The sequence below is a fragment of the Cytobacillus sp. QJM3NY_8 genome, from assembly GCF_056173585.1.
Genome location: NZ_CM149681.1, coordinates 2841274 through 2855728, shown reverse-complemented (window position 1 = coordinate 2855728; position 14455 = coordinate 2841274). Strand labels below are relative to the sequence as shown.

The window sequence follows — 14455 nt, the reverse complement described above, 5'->3', positions numbered from 1 at the left end:
AAGCATGGAAGTATTCGGGTTTATATTCTTGTGGGGAATCCCTTTGCTGCTGCTTTGGAGCTTTATTTTAACACTTGTGGAAGTTAAGAGAGCTGGCAGCGAAGGACAGTTTCTGGGCAGGACGCTGACATTTATCGGCGGAATTTATCATTACACCATTTCTTCATTTGCAGCATGGATTGGTTTGATTGCCATCGCATTCGGAATTGCAGCCCTGGTAGAGGGATCCATTTTAGGAGCATTATTTTTTGGTTTATTTGGTGTTTTTATGGTTTATAACTTTTTTCCGAGATTGAATATGCCGGAATGAGATGGAGGTATGTCCTTTTGGGCATGCCTTTTTTTATTGGCAGCACCGAAAGATTTTTCAATTCAATCAATGTAATCATTGAACCGTTGAGGGGGAAAGTTGATGCGGCATCGGACAGAAGAAGCGAAAAAGGGAGAGAAGGAGTCCGAAGTTGGTGCGAGTTCGGACAGGAAAAGCGAAAAAGGGAGAGAAGGAGTCCGAAGTTGGTGCGACTTCGGACAGAAGAAGCGAAAAAGGGAGAGAAAGAGTCCGAAGTTGGTGCGACTTCGGACAGGAAAAGCGAAAAAGGGAGAGAAGGAGTCCGAAGTTGGTGCGTCTTCGGACAGGAAAAGCGAAAAAGGAAGAGAAAGAGTCCGAAGTTGGTGCGAGTTCGGACAGAAGAAGCGAAAAAGGGAGAGAAGAAGTCCGAAGTTGATGCGTCTTCGGGCCGAAAATAAAGAAATCCAGCAAACAAGTCCTAACAGTTTGCTGGATTATTGCTTAACGGCAGTCCCATATATATGAATCTACCTTGTAATAGAACGATAAATCTGTTTAATCGTTTCCATGTGCATCGCTTCATGATAAAAGCCGAATAAAAAAGCTTCTCCGGTTGTGTAGAAAGTAATGCCGCCGCGGTTTGTAAAGGGACTTGGCAGTTTTTGCTCCATACGCCCACGAAGTAACGTCTTTATTCTTTGTTTTTGTTCATTTAAGACAGATGCAATTTCGTCGAAAGAAGGCGGTGGTTCGGTCCAATCGGCAGGCTTAGTTCCAGCGCCAAATAACCGTTCATAGTTCATCGGGACCTTCATTTCTTCACCTGATATCCCAAAGACAAGCTTTTCCTGCACAAATGCAATATGCCCAAAGTTCCAGCGGATACTATTGTTAAACCCTTCTGGAATGATATCTGCCATTTCTTCAGGAATCCGCTTGAACGATTTTTCAGTAATGCCCCGCACTGTTTCCATATGGTCAAAAATAGTCTGTTCCAATACACTCACCCTCCATATTCATGCTCATTGGATAAAGTTCTAGGAATTCACTTCATTTTCCTACATCTATATTTATTTTTATCTAAAAGAGCTATGTATGAAAATTAATAACCTTAAGTCTCAAGTCCTATAAGCATATACAGCGCAGGCTTCTTAATCTAAGGACCATGTTTCCTTATTATAAAAATATAATCATATTTTTGATAAGGAGATACGTTATGTCTAATCAAAAAATCTATATACTCCTTACGGATACCGGAACGTTATTTACCCGGCTTATTAAGCTTTACACAAAAAAGCCGTATAATCATGCTTCTATCTCACTCGATCCTGAATTAAAAGAAGTTTACAGCTTTGGCAGAAAAACAGCGAAAAATCCATTCATAGGCGGTTTTGTTAAAGAAAATATACGAGGAGAATTTTTTAGTGATTCAAGATGTACAGTCATTAGCTGCTCTGTTACAGATGCACAGCAGAACAAGCTTAAAGCATTCATAAATAAGATGGAATCTGAGAAAGACGATTACAGCTATAATCTGCTTGGGCTTTTTGCAATCATGTTTAATAAACAACTCTCAAGAAATAATGCTTTTTTCTGCTCCCAATTTGTAGCAACTGTCTTACAGAGGTGTGAGATTGTTCATTTTACTAAACCACCCTCGCTGGTTATACCGCATGAGTTTATGGAAATGGAAGATTTCCAGGTTGTTTTTCAGGGAAACCTGAAAGAGTATTTTCTGAATAAAGACAGCCGGACCATAGAAATAAACACATACATTTCAGCCCATGAGCAGGAACAGTTCGGACAATCAATGGCCATTTCCTGATGTGCTGCAATTAATTTCGATTCTTTTTATACGCTAAAGGAGTCATATTCATAGACTTGCGGAATTTTTCAATAAAGTAACTGCTGCTGTTGAATCCTACTTTAAAGGCAACTTCTGTTACATTCGAGTCTCTCTCTTGAAGCAGGGGGAGACTTTTTTGTATGCGATAATGAATCAAATAGTTAATGGGTGTCGTCTTTAAGATTTTTTTAAAGTATCTGCAGCATTCAGAATTGCTCAGTCTGCCGGCTTTGGCAATATCCCCAAGAGTGATTTTTTCTGCGAAATGCTGATGGATCCAATTCAGCATTTCCTTCATCCGCATATGCTTTTCAACTTCAGCCTGGCTGAATTCCAATTGGAATCCGTTCCTGATTAACTGCTGCCAGATAAATGTCAGCAGACTGGTTATGTTAATCTCATAAAATGGAGAAATCTCATTAATCAATTTCTTAATTTCCATGATGCTGTCTAATATGTTTTTCCCCCATTCCTCTCTGGGGTTCAGGGATATGTAAGAAAGGTTTGTTGCTGATATGTATGGATAAATATAGCTGCTGAATAATTCCTGCGGAAGCAGGAAATGAGGGGAGACATTTAAACAAATATAGACGCAATCTCCGCTAACATCCTCGGCGGAATGAAGACACCCGCTATTGATGAAAATGCCGTCTCCTTCTTTTACCGCCAATTTTTCTTCATTGATATGGACCATAGCTTCACCTTTTACAGTAAGGATAAATTGAATCTCCTCATGCCAGTGTAAAGGGATTTTGCCTTGGATATTATCTCCAATCTTCGTTTCGTAGCAGGCTACCGGCAACACCACCGTCCTGTGTCTCGTCAGTTCTTTCAGGCTTTTATCCACTTTAAAATCTTTAATCTGCAAAAAAGACACCTCAATATCGTTATATTTTTTTATTATATTTAGCTATATTTATCACAGGATTTGGATTATTATAACACTATTATTATATTTAAGGGTGGAATTTAACATGAATGGACGTTCAAGGAGCACGGGTTTATTGCTTGTTATTTTTGGAGCTTCATTTTGGGGTGTTGGCGGAACAGTTGCTCAAAAGCTTTTTCAGGAATTTGGAATCTCTGTTGATTGGCTAGTAACTGCCCGGCTTCTGACAGCGGGCATTCTTCTGTTAGCCGTACAATTTTTAATGAAAGACCGCTCACAGGTATTTGGAGTCTGGAAGAATAAAAGGGCGGCCATCATGCTCTTAATTTTTGGCCTCGCAGGAATGCTGGCTGTGCAGTATACCTATATGGCTTCTATTCATCATGGCAATGCGGCTGTTGCCACATTGCTTCAATATCTGGCACCGGCTATGATTATTATTTACCTGGTTCTGCGGAAACAATCGGTATTTTCGAGACAGGATTTTGTAACGGTTTCCCTTGCCCTGGCAGGATGCTTCTTTCTATTGACTAACAGTTCCGTTTCTCAGCTGTCCGTACCGGCACCTGCTATTGTGTGGGGTGTTCTATCTGGTGTGGCACTCGCGTTTTATACTTTGTATGCCATCCCGCTGCTGAAGGAATATGATTCCCTTGTCGTGGTTGGATGGGCGATGGTCATTGGCGGATCTGCATTGAGTTTAATCCATCCTCCATGGCAAATGGATTTCGGCAGGTTAACGGCTGAAGCTGGACTGTACTTGTTTTTTGTCATTATATTTGGAACGATGCTCGCATTCTGGTTTTATATTGAAAGTCTCCAAACCCTTTCTCCAACGGAAACCAGTCTTCTAAGCAGCCTGGAGCCCCTCGCGGCAGTATTTACTACCGTTATGTGGCTGAATGAACCATTCGGCATGTTCCAATGGGCGGGTACTGCCTGTATCTTTGGCATGATTCTGCTGCTGGCTTTGAATAAACAGAAACCAGCAAAGAACAGTGGTTGTGCTGAAAACGAAGAACCGCTAAAAGTGAGTTGAGAACCAGTCCCTTTAGAAGGAGGCTGGTTTTTTCTTCCTTCTGTTGGGGTAAAAGCTGAGATTGGACATCAAAACGATTTCGCTTATAAAATAAGGCTTTCTTACAAAAATCGAAAGAAAATCGCTCTTAACCTCTATAATTTCAAAACTTAATAAATTCTCCTCTATAATTTTGCTCACACTAAGCATTATATTTTGCTAAATTTATTTCGGTTGTTAAAATAAAATCAATTCTTCATGAAGGAGATTATAAAATGACTAATATACAAATACCTGTTTCTGTTTTGAACCTTGCCCCGATACGAGAAGGGAAGGACAGCAGGCAGGCGATCGAGGATCTTGCCGATCTGGCTCAGGCAACAGAGGAGATGGGCTACAAACGCTATTGGATAGCGGAGCATCATAATACGCCAACACTGGTCAGTTCTGCCACTGCAATTTTAATAAAACATGTATTGGAACATACAAAAACCATTCGCGTTGGCTCTGGCGGAATTATGCTGCCGAACCATGCACCATTAGTTGTTGCTGAGCAATTCGGAACGATGGCGACCATTTATCCGGATCGTGTCGACCTTGGTCTCGGAAGGGCGCCTGGAACGGATATGATGACGGCTAATGCGCTTCGCCGCTCGAAAAATGATTCTGTTTATACATTCCCGGACGATGTTAAGCAGCTGCTGGCATACTTTGGTCCATTAGAGGAGCAAAGCTATGTAAAAGCACATCCGGGAGTGGAAACTAATATTCCGATTTATATTCTTGGCTCTTCGACAGATTCTGCCTATTTGGCTGCTGAGCTGGGGCTTCCTTATGTATTTGCCTCACACTTTGCTCCAAGATGGATGGAGGATGCCATCCGGATCTACCGTGCCAACTTTAAGCCTTCGAAGTACCTCGAAAAACCATATATGATGGTATGCTTAAATGTCATTGCAGCGGAAACCGATGAGGAAGCCGAATTCTTATCAACCACAATGAAGCAGTTCTTCTTGAATGTTGTCAGAGGGACTTCCATGAAATTGAGCCCGCCAGTCAAGGATCTGGATTCGATCTGGAACCCAATGGAGAAGGAAGCGGCAGAGGGAATGTCAAGCGTGACCTTTATGGGGAGCAAAGAAACAGTCAGGGGGCAGCTGGAGCAGTTCCAGGATATGTACAATGTCGACGAAATCATGGCGGTTTCTTATATCTATGATGAAGAAAAACAAAAACGTTCATATGAAATATTTAAAGAAATTACAGACGGCAAATGAGCGGGGAAATTATTCCCCGCTTTTTTTTATTTAAAATTTGTTAAAGTCTTAAACGTCAATAACGGTCTAGCGGAAGCAGCCTGCCCCCTCAAGGTAACAAGTAAATCCTTGCTTTTTGGGAGTGCGAAAGGCGATTCCGCTTTTTGTATTTCTCGGGAAAGCGCAGGATTAGACTTTTCTTGCGCTGAAAGGTCGGAAAATGACTCTTTGTGGCGGAATTGATACGCTTACCTGAAAAAAATAAAAGACTGCATCGGGAACTCTATAAAAATTTCTTTAAATATGGTATTTGAATGGATGTTTGTATGTAAGAAGTGGAAGCCTAATCACAGCAGAAACATGATTTTAGCTTATTTAAAGGGTGAATAAAATGTGGAAAGCCATCGTTTCCCATCTGCCTGATTTGGAAATTTTCTTGCAGAGTTTTGCAGTGATCATTATACCGTTAGGGATTTTTAGGTTTTTTCACAAAATCGGACCCTCAAAGGAGGGTTCCTGAAAAATGAAAATGTCCCAAATAAACAAAAAACCTTTAAAAACCAATACCATGAAACATGTAAATCGGAATGAGGATGAAGGCCCTTATGAACTAACCGGTGAAATTCAAAGGGATATTCAACTATTTAAAAAGGAAATCGGACATAATTCGGACGTTCATTTTAGGGAGTTTAATATTGGGCTAACGAGTATACGGGCAGTACTAATCTATGTTGAGGGCCTTTCCGATAAAGAACTGATTGATAAACATATCATGAAGTCGTTAATGCAGGATTTTACAGGTGCAAAGGGTTATGGAAGACACGAGGCAGAAGACAAATTTACAGTCGATTTTATAAAAAATCATATTCTGTCCCTTGGTGAAATCTATACTGCCTCCATGATAAAAGATACGGTGCCGAAAATTTTAAAGGGATCAGCTGTACTGCTCCTCGACGGAGCCTCTGAAATGCTTATATTGGGTATTGCAAATGGGAAAACAAGGAATATTGAAGAGCCTGTTTCCGAGCAGGCTGTCAGAGGACCACGTGAGGGCTTCACAGAAAATATCAGCGATAATACAGCTCTCTTAAGGAGAAACGGCGGAACAGAAAAACTGATATTTTCTAAGTTTATAGTCGGAAAGCGCTCTAAAAAAGACCTTATTGTAGCTTATATTGAAGATATTGCTAATCCTGCAATAGTTGAGGATGTTATGTCCAGAATTCAGAAAATTGACATCGATAATGTGATGGAATCTGGATATGTTGAACAGCTTATCGAGGATAATTATATGAGTCCTTTTCCACAAGCGCAGAATACTGAGCGTCCAGATAGAGTAAATGCTGCTTTAATGGAAGGGCGGGTGGCCATTCTCCTGGATGGCACTCCTTTTGCACTCCTTGTTCCAGTAACATTCAGCATGATGGTGCAAGCATCTGAGGATTATTATGAACGTTGGTATTCAGGCTCGCTTATTCGATTATTGCGTTTTCTTGCAATCTTTATTTCACTTTTTGGTCCAGCGCTTTACATCTCATTTGTTTCGTTCCATCAGGGCTTGATCCCGACGAAATTAGCGATGTCCATTATTGGCACCAGGGACGGGGTACCTTTTCCTTCTATAATAGAAGCTCTGATTATGGAAGTGGCAATTGAAATACTCCGTGAGGCGGGTTTGAGGCTGCCTAAGCCAATTGGACCGGCAATCGGGATTGTCGGAGCTTTAATTATTGGTGAGGCAGCAGTTTCAGCTGGAATAGTCAGTCCAATTATGGTCATAGTTGTTGCGGTTACAGCCATTTCATCTTTTGCTATTCCGGAATATAGCTTGGGGATTTCTCTGCGTTATCTTCGTTTTGTCTGCATGTTTTTTGCTGCTGTTTTTGGATTATATGGAGTTATTTTATTTTTCCTTTTTCTCAGCAGTCATTTAGTCAAGCTTAAAAGCTTTGGCGTACCCTATATTAGCCTGGCAGTCCCATACCGTCTGAGTGACTGGAAAGACTTTATAGTACGGTTCCCTTTAAAGGTCTTGAAACAAAGACCGAGTATGATGCACCCGAAAGATCCCACCCGGAAAGGATAGACTATTTCACAGGAGGTTATCCGCTTGAAAATTGGTTCAAAGGAAAAGCTTTCAAGTCCTCAAGCAGCTGTCATCCTGGTTAATTATATTCTAGCTGCAGGCATACTTACTTTACCGCGATCCTCTGCAGAAAAATTGGAGTCGCCTGATGTTTGGATAACAGTAATTCTTGGTGGTCTATTTGCAATGGGGGCAGGGGTAATAATCGTAAAGCTTAGCCAAAGGTATCCCGGCAGGACTATTTATAAATACAGTCAGGAAATTGCAGGCAAATGGGCAGGCAGTTTCATCGGCTTGATTATTATTATTTATTTCTTTAGCCTTGCTGCCTATGAAATAAGGGTACTTTCAGAAGTAACAAGTCTATTTTTGCTTGAAGGCACCCCTATTTGGGCGATCATTATGCCTTTTATGTGGATAGGCCTTTATCTGATCGGCGGCGGTATTGATCCAATTGCCCGTTTATTTGAATTGATTCTTCCAATTACCGTAATCATTTTCCTGATTGTCATAAGCATGAGTATTGGAATCTTTGAACTTGATAATCTCCGTCCGGTACTGGGCTCGGGAATTACTCCTATAATAAAAGGGGTGAGTACAACCGTTGTCGCTTTTTTAGGAATAGAGATTATGCTTATTATTGTTGCTGTTATGGATAAGCCTGCCCAGGCAGTGAAAGTAGTTTTGATTGGCACAGGAACTTCGATGTGCTTTTATTTGATCACGGTGGTGATGGTTATAGGAGGGCTGTCTGTGGATGGCGTTTTAACGAAAACCTGGCCCACAATTGATTTGATCAGGAGCTTTGAAATTCAAGGGCTCATTTTTGAAAGATTTGAGTCTTTATTGCTGACAATTTGGATTATGCAAATCTTTACTACCTTTACCATCACCTTTTATGCGGCTTCGCTGGGCCTTTCTCAAATTTTTAGAAAGAAGATCGGCCCATTTCAGTTTGGCTTGCTGCCTGTTATCTATCTGATAGGCATGATTCCTGCAAATATGAATGAAGTGTTTGCAATGGGGGACATGATCGGATTTTCAGCATTATTTTTATTTGGTGTTCTGCCCCTGGCATTGCTAATCATTTCAAAAATAAAGGGTGCTAAAGCATGAAACTGACTCAGAATGTCCTAATTATTATACTGGCGGTTATATCTTTATCCGGCTGCTGGAGCAGCAAAGAAATCGAGGAACTTGGACTGATAATAGGAACGGCAATTGATTTGGAAACAGAAGGGGAAGCAGATGATTGGGAAAGCGGAATTGCCAACGGGAATATCTTCAGACTAACGAATCAGCTTATTACGGCAGAGACAGCCAATAATGCAACCAATGGCGGGCAATCACAGGTAAGAGCTTATAAAAATATTACGGAAACCGGAGATGCGGTTCTCCCTGCGCTGAGAAATATGATTCTGCGGATTGACAAGCGTGCTTTTGGTGAACATGCCAAAGTAGTCGTTATAGGGGAGGAACTTGCCTGCGGCTACAATCTTAAACAGGTTTTGGATTTTTTTCGCAGAGAACAGGAGATGCGACCAAGCACGCTAATTGTTATTGCCAAAGGCAGTGCAAGTAAAACTCTGGAATCTGCCGAACCAACTGTAATTCCTGCAATCCAGCTTGTCGAAATGATACAAGGTATGGAACGGACTACGAAAATCCTGACTCCCACGCCAATCGCTAAAATAGAAGGGCAGCTGAATTCAGGAAATAGCTTTTTAATACAGACAGTTGCGACTGATAATAACGATAGAAAACTTACAGGTGCTGCAATGATTGACGGTAATACGAAAACCCTCCGCGCATTCTTAAATGATACGGAAACTGAAGGAGTAACCTGGATAAAAGGAGAAGGGAAAGGCGGGCTAGTAAGGAGCTCTGATGAAGAAGCAAGTCAGCCAATTGTATATGAGAGTTTGTCGATGAAAAGTAAAATAAAACCTTCTGTAAAAGGAGATTCGATTTCTTTCACGGTTAAAATTGAAACTGAAGGGCGTATAGGGGAGCATTGGGATATCGGTGGAAAAGCATTTGACAGCAAATACATGAAAAGGGCGGAAAAAGCTACAGAAAAAGAAATTGAGCGTTTGGTGAAAAGTGTACTGGAGAAAACGCAGGGGGAGTATAAAATGGATGTGCTGGGATTTGGAAGAAGCCTTCAAATCAGCTATCCTCAGGTATGGAATAAAGTTAAAGATAATTGGGATGAAACCTTTAGCGAAATACCGGTTGATTTCAGCATTAACGTCTCAATAAAAGAAATGGGTACATCCGGCTAATTAAGGGAGGCTGCCATTTTAGTGCAGCTGCCCTTTTATGGTTCAATATATTCTTCTTTATAGAGGGCAGGATTGGCTGCAGTATTCAAACTCTGTGCAGACGCCCACAAATTCGCCAGGAATCGCGGCATCATCTGCTGTGAAGGAAGAGTGCCATATCTGGAAAAGTAAACAAACAGTTTTAAATAAGTTCTTGCATTATGGGGCAGGTGAATTTCCCTTGCGTAGTAATCATTTTCCGTGATGGTCGCAAAAGAACGGGTTTCAAAGCCTGAAATAAACCTTGTACTCTTACCGTTATATTCCTTTTGAATATAATGGATTTTTTTAATAATCGTGGGATCATCCGAGCCATCATAATTGGCCAGTCTGGCCTGCCGAAATGCGGGAACAGAAGACAGGTTTTCTGATATACCCAAAGCGTGGGCATATGCTTTATCATGTCCTTCATATAGAGGCTTGATATTACATTCTCCATGATATCCACTAGCGGAAATTCCTCATTTCTCAAATAGGGCGGCCTGAATATTTGTCTTGAAAGCTTAAGCTCATCGAGTGAATCACAAACTAATGAAGTGAAAAAATACCACTGCCCATTGTTATCCAGGCTGACATCATAATCCTGTCCATCTTTTTCAATCCGGAAATCAGTAAAGCGGTCTTCACGGTCGAAAGTAAAATCTAAGTGCTCTTTTTCTGCTTGCCTGAATCCATATGGAATCTGAATCGGTACACAAACCTCTGAGAAGTATTGATTTTTCATGCAATCCACACCTTGCATTCTTTTTTTTAATTTTCCCTGCTATCGAAAATACCCTGCAGAATTCTTAGTCATGCCAAAAAGTAAGGATAAATTCCTTTAGTTATATAAAAATAATAAAAACGAATGGAAAGGACACCGAGAATGAAAAAATGCATTTTTCTAGTCATCACTCTTTCATTAATCTGGCAATTCAATTGGACATCTGTACACGCCGAAAACAATCCCCGCAATATTTATGAGGTAAAGCAGGGGGATACCCTGACAATGATTGCAAAAAAATATGGATCAACAGCAGGGGACTTAAAGCAATATAACGGCTTGCAGTCAGACAGACTTTTAATAGGACAAAAGCTCCGTGTTCCAATCATGTACAAAGTGGCACGCGGGGATACACTCTGGAAGCTGGCGGGAAAATTCGATTCCGCCGTGCCGATTATTAAAGAAGCTAATGGGCTATCTGCCGACGGCTTGAATGCAGGGCAAAAATTAAAAATTGTTCCTAAGAAATTAGCCATGGATGGAAAGTTCATCCTCATGACGAGAGAGGAATTCCGGGATTGGATATTCAATCAGAAATTTACGAGAAAAGTGGCCAAAGTTCAGCAGCATCATACCTATCAGCCATCTTACAAACAGTTCAATGGCTCAAATCATTTTGCTTTAATGAAGGGTATGGAAGAGTATCATGTAACCGGGATGAAGTGGAGTATGATCAGCCAGCAGCTGACCACTTTTCCGGATGGAAAGGTGGCTGTGGGAAGGCCGTTCGATATAGCGCCGGAAGGATCATTCGGACTGCAGAATAAAGAAGCTATGCACAAGATCGAAGCGGATGCGATAGCGATTGAAAATCTCGGGAATTTTGATGATAATCATATGACTGCTGAACAAAAAGAAACGATCGTGACAGTCACAGCTCTCCTGATGCTGAAATATGGCCTTGCGCCATCCATTGACAGCATCACCTATCATCATTGGTGGGATATTAACTCCGGAGAACGGGTGCTGGATAGCAGTCATGGACATGCAGTGAAAACGTGTCCCGGCACTGAATTTTTTGGCGGTAATTCGACTGCAAGCGCTAAGAATAATTTATATCCACTAGTTCGGATAAAAATGCAGGAAATCAGAGGAACATTGCACTAATGAGAAAAACCCGCAGCTGGTACGGGTTTTTCTCATCGTTTTTTCTTTTTCTTTTTATCATCTTCTGCTGCAAGCTTCGCTTTATTTACACTTTCGAGCTCTACTTGCACATGGATTTTACTTTCCGCGACTGCCGTTACGCTGGTCACTTTGCCTTTGCGTCCTTTAATTTTAACCTCTTCGCCTTGATTTGGGACACTTTTGCGAAGCTGATTTAATAAAACATTTCTCCCATCAAGATAATACACCGTAAACATTCTCATCACACCTTTTTTCTATGGAATGTGGTACAAGTTATTGCACCTTTCCTATAAAATATAGGCTTAGTGATAAAAATAGACCGATTATATTTACTTTTTTAAATAATAGTTGCGAACGTATGTTCTTTGTAGTAAAATTAAATTTGTAATTAATGTTAAGAAAAATGAAAAAATTAGGGGAGCTGATTAGAATGACAGTTAAAGTAATTCCTTATTTAGTGATGGACGGAAATGCGAATGAAGCGATTGAATTTTACAGAGAAGCGCTGGAAGCGGAAGTTCTGTATAAGCAAACATTTGAGGAAGGGCCGGAAAACCCTGAATATCCACTTCCTGATGAAGCAAAGAACCGCATTATGCATGCAACGGTAAAGGTTGGGGAGAATGAAATCATGTTTAGTGATACATTCCCTGGCCAGAATCATCAAATAGGCAATCAGGTGACCATTTGCCTCTCTACATCAGATTCTCAAAAATCGAAGAAATTCTTTGAAGCTCTGCAGCAGGGCGGGCAAGTGACGATGCCTCTTCAGGAAACATTTTTCAGCCCTTCATATGGCAGCGTTATCGACAAATTCGGAGTAAATTTTCAAATTTATACTGAAGGCGAGCATTGATTCGGCAAAAATAGAAGCCACTCCATATAATAGGAGTTAGAAAATGAGCATCGTTAATTATCTTGGCTGTAATGTTCTACTGCCAGTCAGTGATTCTGAGAGTGATGATGAGATCATAATAGGTGATTTCTTCTCAGATGAAGAAATGAGGGCAGAGGTACATAAACATCTGTCAGCAAAATATATCTACGAGGTATCCTCTAGTCAACACGGCAGCATTTGGTTTAATAAATACTACAAAAAAGACTATCCAAAAGGGCATGAAGAAGGGCAGCAAATTTTCAAATTGCTATGTGCTTTTTTAGATCAGCACCTTGCATCAGGGGATTATTGTGAACTGTATACCTGCTGGGTTGGTGACGAATCGGAAGAACCTGAATACAAGGACTGTATTAACCTTCATGAATTTGATATCGATAAGATTGAAGTATTTGAAAAATCATTGCTTGTTATCAACAAATAAATGTCTGTTTGAGCCATTCCTTTATGGAGGAGGAATAGGCTCTTTTTTGTGGAATTGTTTAATTTTAGCATACTCAAGTTCATGATAGAATTATTTATCAAGTAAGAGAGGGAACTTTTATGATAATAAAATCAAAAGAACACATAGTTAATAATCTGAACTACATTATTAGATCTGCTGTCGAGGAAGATGCAAAGGAACTTTCTAAAGTAAGGGTGCAGATTGATGGCGAAACGGAGAATATGGACCGGGAAGCAGGCGAAGCATTTATAGATGAAACAGGTTTTAAAGAGTTAATTAATAAAGATTCCATGAGTAGCCGGAATATATTCCTGGTTGCTGAAGTGAATGGAAAAATTGCCGGCTTCTCCAGATGTGAAGGCAGCGAACTGAAAAGAAGCGGTCATAAAGTTGAATTTGGTGTATGTGTTCTCAAGGAATTCTGGGGCTTTGCTATTGGAAAAAACCTATTAGCACAGACTATTCAATGGGCGGACTCTAATCATATTAAGAAGATTACTTTAAATGTTCTTGAAACAAACGAGAAAGCGATAAAGCTGTATGAGCAAAATGGCTTTGAAATAGAAGGAATATTAAAGATGGATAAGCAGCTGTCTGATGGCAACTATTACAGCACCATCGCAATGGGAAGGATTAATGATAATACTCTAAGATGAATAATTTCCTCTAAAGAAAGAAAAGAACATGAAGGAGCTAAAGCATAAAACACGGAGGAGCCGGCACGAAGCACTTTGGCTCGATGTTTCCTTGGATATCAAACCCCAGTTTACATACTTGGACCCCGGCACTGCTTCCTCTCATTTCCGCAACTCCGTACCCCTTATTTATGAATTGAATATAATTTAACATACGTCAGCTAAGGAGTATGTTATGGACAATCAACTAAAAGAGATCGTCGGAGCCACTTTAGCTGCGATCGGAACGATCATTTCAGCTGTCTCAACCATACCCGTAAAGTCGAAAAAAATGGAAAAACTTTTTGAGGGGCTTGATATCGTGGGAAACAGCCTCCAAGGAACAGGTAACGCTCTTCAGGCGGATGGGCAAAGCGTGCCATCACTTGAAAAGGTCGGCAATGAGATACAGGCAATCGGAAATAGTATAGTCATTGCCGGATTAACTTTGGATTTAAAGGAAGACAATGAGGATAAATTAGTAATCGCAGGGAATTGGCTTCAGGCTCTTGGCGGTGCCGCAGCACTTGGAGATGAATTTGAAGATCCCACTGCAGCCGGACAGCTTTTTAATATTTATGGAAACTTGCTTCAATCAATTGGCAACTCCCTTCAGGCATATGGAGGCACGATAAATCTCAGGGAAAAAGAGCGGGGAGATTCGGGAGAAAGCGCAAATAACATTATTGCCGTTGGAAGCTGGATTCAGGCAGTCGGCTCTGTTTTATCAGTAATCGGCCAGCTTCAGGAGGAAAATCAGGAGATTTCTTCTGATAGCAGAGAAGAAAACAATGAACCTGACTCAAAAACTTCTGTGTGGCTAAATGAAGAACTTCTTTAGA

General features: G+C 40.7%; 17 protein-coding genes. 13 read left to right on the top strand and 4 right to left on the bottom strand.

The genetic code is table 11. The features are described from left to right. The first annotated feature begins 4 nt into the window (after positions 1-4). The gene (locus tag AC0VZ9_RS14825) at positions 5-310 is read left to right on the top strand and encodes a hypothetical protein (protein ID WP_009334256.1); all 306 of its coding nucleotides are present in this window, start codon (positions 5-7) and stop codon (positions 308-310) included. A gap of 102 nt (positions 311-412) precedes the next feature. Beyond that, positions 413-814 (top strand): hypothetical protein, encoded by a 402-nt coding sequence (locus AC0VZ9_RS14820; protein WP_475396378.1) that lies wholly within the window; start codon positions 413-415, stop codon positions 812-814. Between the two features lie 2 nt (positions 815-816). Here AC0VZ9_RS14820 and AC0VZ9_RS14815 read toward each other — a convergent pair whose 3' ends face one another. Then, positions 817-1287, bottom strand: coding sequence for a DinB family protein (locus AC0VZ9_RS14815; protein WP_009334257.1), 471 nt, complete (start codon positions 1285-1287; stop codon positions 817-819). A 218-nt stretch (positions 1288-1505) separates the two neighbouring features. Between AC0VZ9_RS14815 and AC0VZ9_RS14810 the strand changes: the two genes are divergently transcribed. Then, entirely contained in the window at positions 1506-2114 is a 609-nt protein-coding gene (locus tag AC0VZ9_RS14810) for a hypothetical protein (RefSeq protein WP_019381299.1), read from the top strand. A 10-nt stretch (positions 2115-2124) separates the two neighbouring features. Here the strand turns inward: AC0VZ9_RS14810 and AC0VZ9_RS14805 are convergent, their stop codons facing one another. Beyond that, positions 2125-3003, bottom strand: coding sequence for an AraC family transcriptional regulator (locus AC0VZ9_RS14805; RefSeq protein WP_009334259.1), 879 nt, complete (start codon positions 3001-3003; stop codon positions 2125-2127). A gap of 106 nt (positions 3004-3109) precedes the next feature. Between AC0VZ9_RS14805 and AC0VZ9_RS14800 the strand changes: the two genes are divergently transcribed. The 5 genes from AC0VZ9_RS14800 to AC0VZ9_RS14780 all read left to right on the top strand — a co-directional run bounded on the left by AC0VZ9_RS14800 (position 3110) and on the right by AC0VZ9_RS14780 (position 9669). After that, positions 3110-4063: an EamA family transporter gene (locus AC0VZ9_RS14800; RefSeq protein ID WP_009334260.1), complete on the top strand. Its 954-nt coding sequence runs from the start codon at positions 3110-3112 to the stop codon at positions 4061-4063. Positions 4064-4317: 254 nt separating this feature from the next. Beyond that, entirely contained in the window at positions 4318-5319 is a 1002-nt protein-coding gene (locus AC0VZ9_RS14795) for an LLM class flavin-dependent oxidoreductase (RefSeq protein ID WP_009334261.1), read from the top strand. Between the two features lie 502 nt (positions 5320-5821). Further along, positions 5822-7384 (top strand): spore germination protein, encoded by a 1563-nt coding sequence (locus AC0VZ9_RS14790; RefSeq protein ID WP_475396377.1) that lies wholly within the window; start codon positions 5822-5824, stop codon positions 7382-7384. Positions 7385-7408: 24 nt separating this feature from the next. Next, positions 7409-8500, top strand: coding sequence for a spore germination protein (locus tag AC0VZ9_RS14785; protein WP_009334263.1), 1092 nt, complete (start codon positions 7409-7411; stop codon positions 8498-8500). Further along, positions 8497-9669, top strand: coding sequence for a Ger(x)C family spore germination protein (locus AC0VZ9_RS14780; RefSeq protein WP_475396376.1), 1173 nt, complete (start codon positions 8497-8499; stop codon positions 9667-9669). Before AC0VZ9_RS14785 ends, AC0VZ9_RS14780 begins: the two co-directional genes overlap by 4 nt. A gap of 181 nt (positions 9670-9850) precedes the next feature. Here AC0VZ9_RS14780 and AC0VZ9_RS14775 read toward each other — a convergent pair whose 3' ends face one another. Further along, positions 9851-10432, bottom strand: coding sequence for a hypothetical protein (locus AC0VZ9_RS14775; RefSeq protein WP_175502179.1), 582 nt, complete (start codon positions 10430-10432; stop codon positions 9851-9853). A 141-nt stretch (positions 10433-10573) separates the two neighbouring features. On the opposite strand from AC0VZ9_RS14775, the gene AC0VZ9_RS14770 reads away from it, so the two are divergent. Continuing rightward, positions 10574-11578 (top strand): LysM peptidoglycan-binding domain-containing protein, encoded by a 1005-nt coding sequence (locus tag AC0VZ9_RS14770; protein ID WP_083390495.1) that lies wholly within the window; start codon positions 10574-10576, stop codon positions 11576-11578. A gap of 32 nt (positions 11579-11610) precedes the next feature. Here AC0VZ9_RS14770 and AC0VZ9_RS14765 read toward each other — a convergent pair whose 3' ends face one another. Further along, the gene (locus tag AC0VZ9_RS14765) at positions 11611-11835 is read right to left on the bottom strand and encodes a hypothetical protein (protein WP_009334268.1); all 225 of its coding nucleotides are present in this window, start codon (positions 11833-11835) and stop codon (positions 11611-11613) included. A gap of 194 nt (positions 11836-12029) precedes the next feature. Between AC0VZ9_RS14765 and AC0VZ9_RS14760 the strand changes: the two genes are divergently transcribed. The 4 genes from AC0VZ9_RS14760 to AC0VZ9_RS14745 all read left to right on the top strand — a co-directional run bounded on the left by AC0VZ9_RS14760 (position 12030) and on the right by AC0VZ9_RS14745 (position 14454). Next, a complete protein-coding gene (locus AC0VZ9_RS14760) occupies positions 12030-12455 on the top strand; it encodes a VOC family protein (RefSeq protein ID WP_019381306.1) in 426 nt (141 codons plus the stop codon). 43 nt (positions 12456-12498) lie between these two features. Next, complete coding sequence (locus AC0VZ9_RS14755) at positions 12499-12918, top strand: hypothetical protein (protein ID WP_217028352.1); 420 nt, start codon at positions 12499-12501, stop codon at positions 12916-12918. A gap of 119 nt (positions 12919-13037) precedes the next feature. After that, positions 13038-13595 carry an N-acetyltransferase family protein gene (locus tag AC0VZ9_RS14750; RefSeq protein WP_475396375.1) on the top strand — a complete coding sequence of 186 codons (558 nt, stop codon included), beginning with the start codon at positions 13038-13040 and terminating at the stop codon, positions 13593-13595. A 214-nt stretch (positions 13596-13809) separates the two neighbouring features. Beyond that, the gene (locus tag AC0VZ9_RS14745; protein WP_251156984.1) at positions 13810-14454 is read left to right on the top strand and encodes a DUF6944 family repetitive protein; all 645 of its coding nucleotides are present in this window, start codon (positions 13810-13812) and stop codon (positions 14452-14454) included. Position 14455 lies beyond the last annotated feature (1 nt).

Bases quoted from the DNA above. Each gene is read 5' to 3' on its own strand.
- AC0VZ9_RS14825 (WP_009334256.1), top strand. From the start codon at position 5: ATGGAAGTATTCGGGTTTATATTCTTGTGGGGAATCCCTTTGCTGCTG.
- AC0VZ9_RS14820 (WP_475396378.1), top strand. From the start codon at position 413: ATGCGGCATCGGACAGAAGAAGCGAAAAAGGGAGAGAAGGAGTCCGAA.
- AC0VZ9_RS14810 (WP_019381299.1), top strand. From the start codon at position 1,506: ATGTCTAATCAAAAAATCTATATACTCCTTACGGATACCGGAACGTTA.
- AC0VZ9_RS14800 (WP_009334260.1), top strand. From the start codon at position 3,110: ATGAATGGACGTTCAAGGAGCACGGGTTTATTGCTTGTTATTTTTGGA.
- AC0VZ9_RS14795 (WP_009334261.1), top strand. From the start codon at position 4,318: ATGACTAATATACAAATACCTGTTTCTGTTTTGAACCTTGCCCCGATA.
- AC0VZ9_RS14790 (WP_475396377.1), top strand. From the start codon at position 5,822: ATGAAAATGTCCCAAATAAACAAAAAACCTTTAAAAACCAATACCATG.
- AC0VZ9_RS14780 (WP_475396376.1), top strand. From the start codon at position 8,497: ATGAAACTGACTCAGAATGTCCTAATTATTATACTGGCGGTTATATCT.
- AC0VZ9_RS14775 (WP_175502179.1), bottom strand. From the start codon at position 10,432: ATGAAAAATCAATACTTCTCAGAGGTTTGTGTACCGATTCAGATTCCA.
- AC0VZ9_RS14770 (WP_083390495.1), top strand. From the start codon at position 10,574: ATGAAAAAATGCATTTTTCTAGTCATCACTCTTTCATTAATCTGGCAA.
- AC0VZ9_RS14765 (WP_009334268.1), bottom strand. From the start codon at position 11,835: ATGTTTACGGTGTATTATCTTGATGGGAGAAATGTTTTATTAAATCAG.
- AC0VZ9_RS14760 (WP_019381306.1), top strand. From the start codon at position 12,030: ATGACAGTTAAAGTAATTCCTTATTTAGTGATGGACGGAAATGCGAAT.
- AC0VZ9_RS14755 (WP_217028352.1), top strand. From the start codon at position 12,499: ATGAGCATCGTTAATTATCTTGGCTGTAATGTTCTACTGCCAGTCAGT.
- AC0VZ9_RS14750 (WP_475396375.1), top strand. From the start codon at position 13,038: ATGATAATAAAATCAAAAGAACACATAGTTAATAATCTGAACTACATT.
- AC0VZ9_RS14745 (WP_251156984.1), top strand. From the start codon at position 13,810: ATGGACAATCAACTAAAAGAGATCGTCGGAGCCACTTTAGCTGCGATC.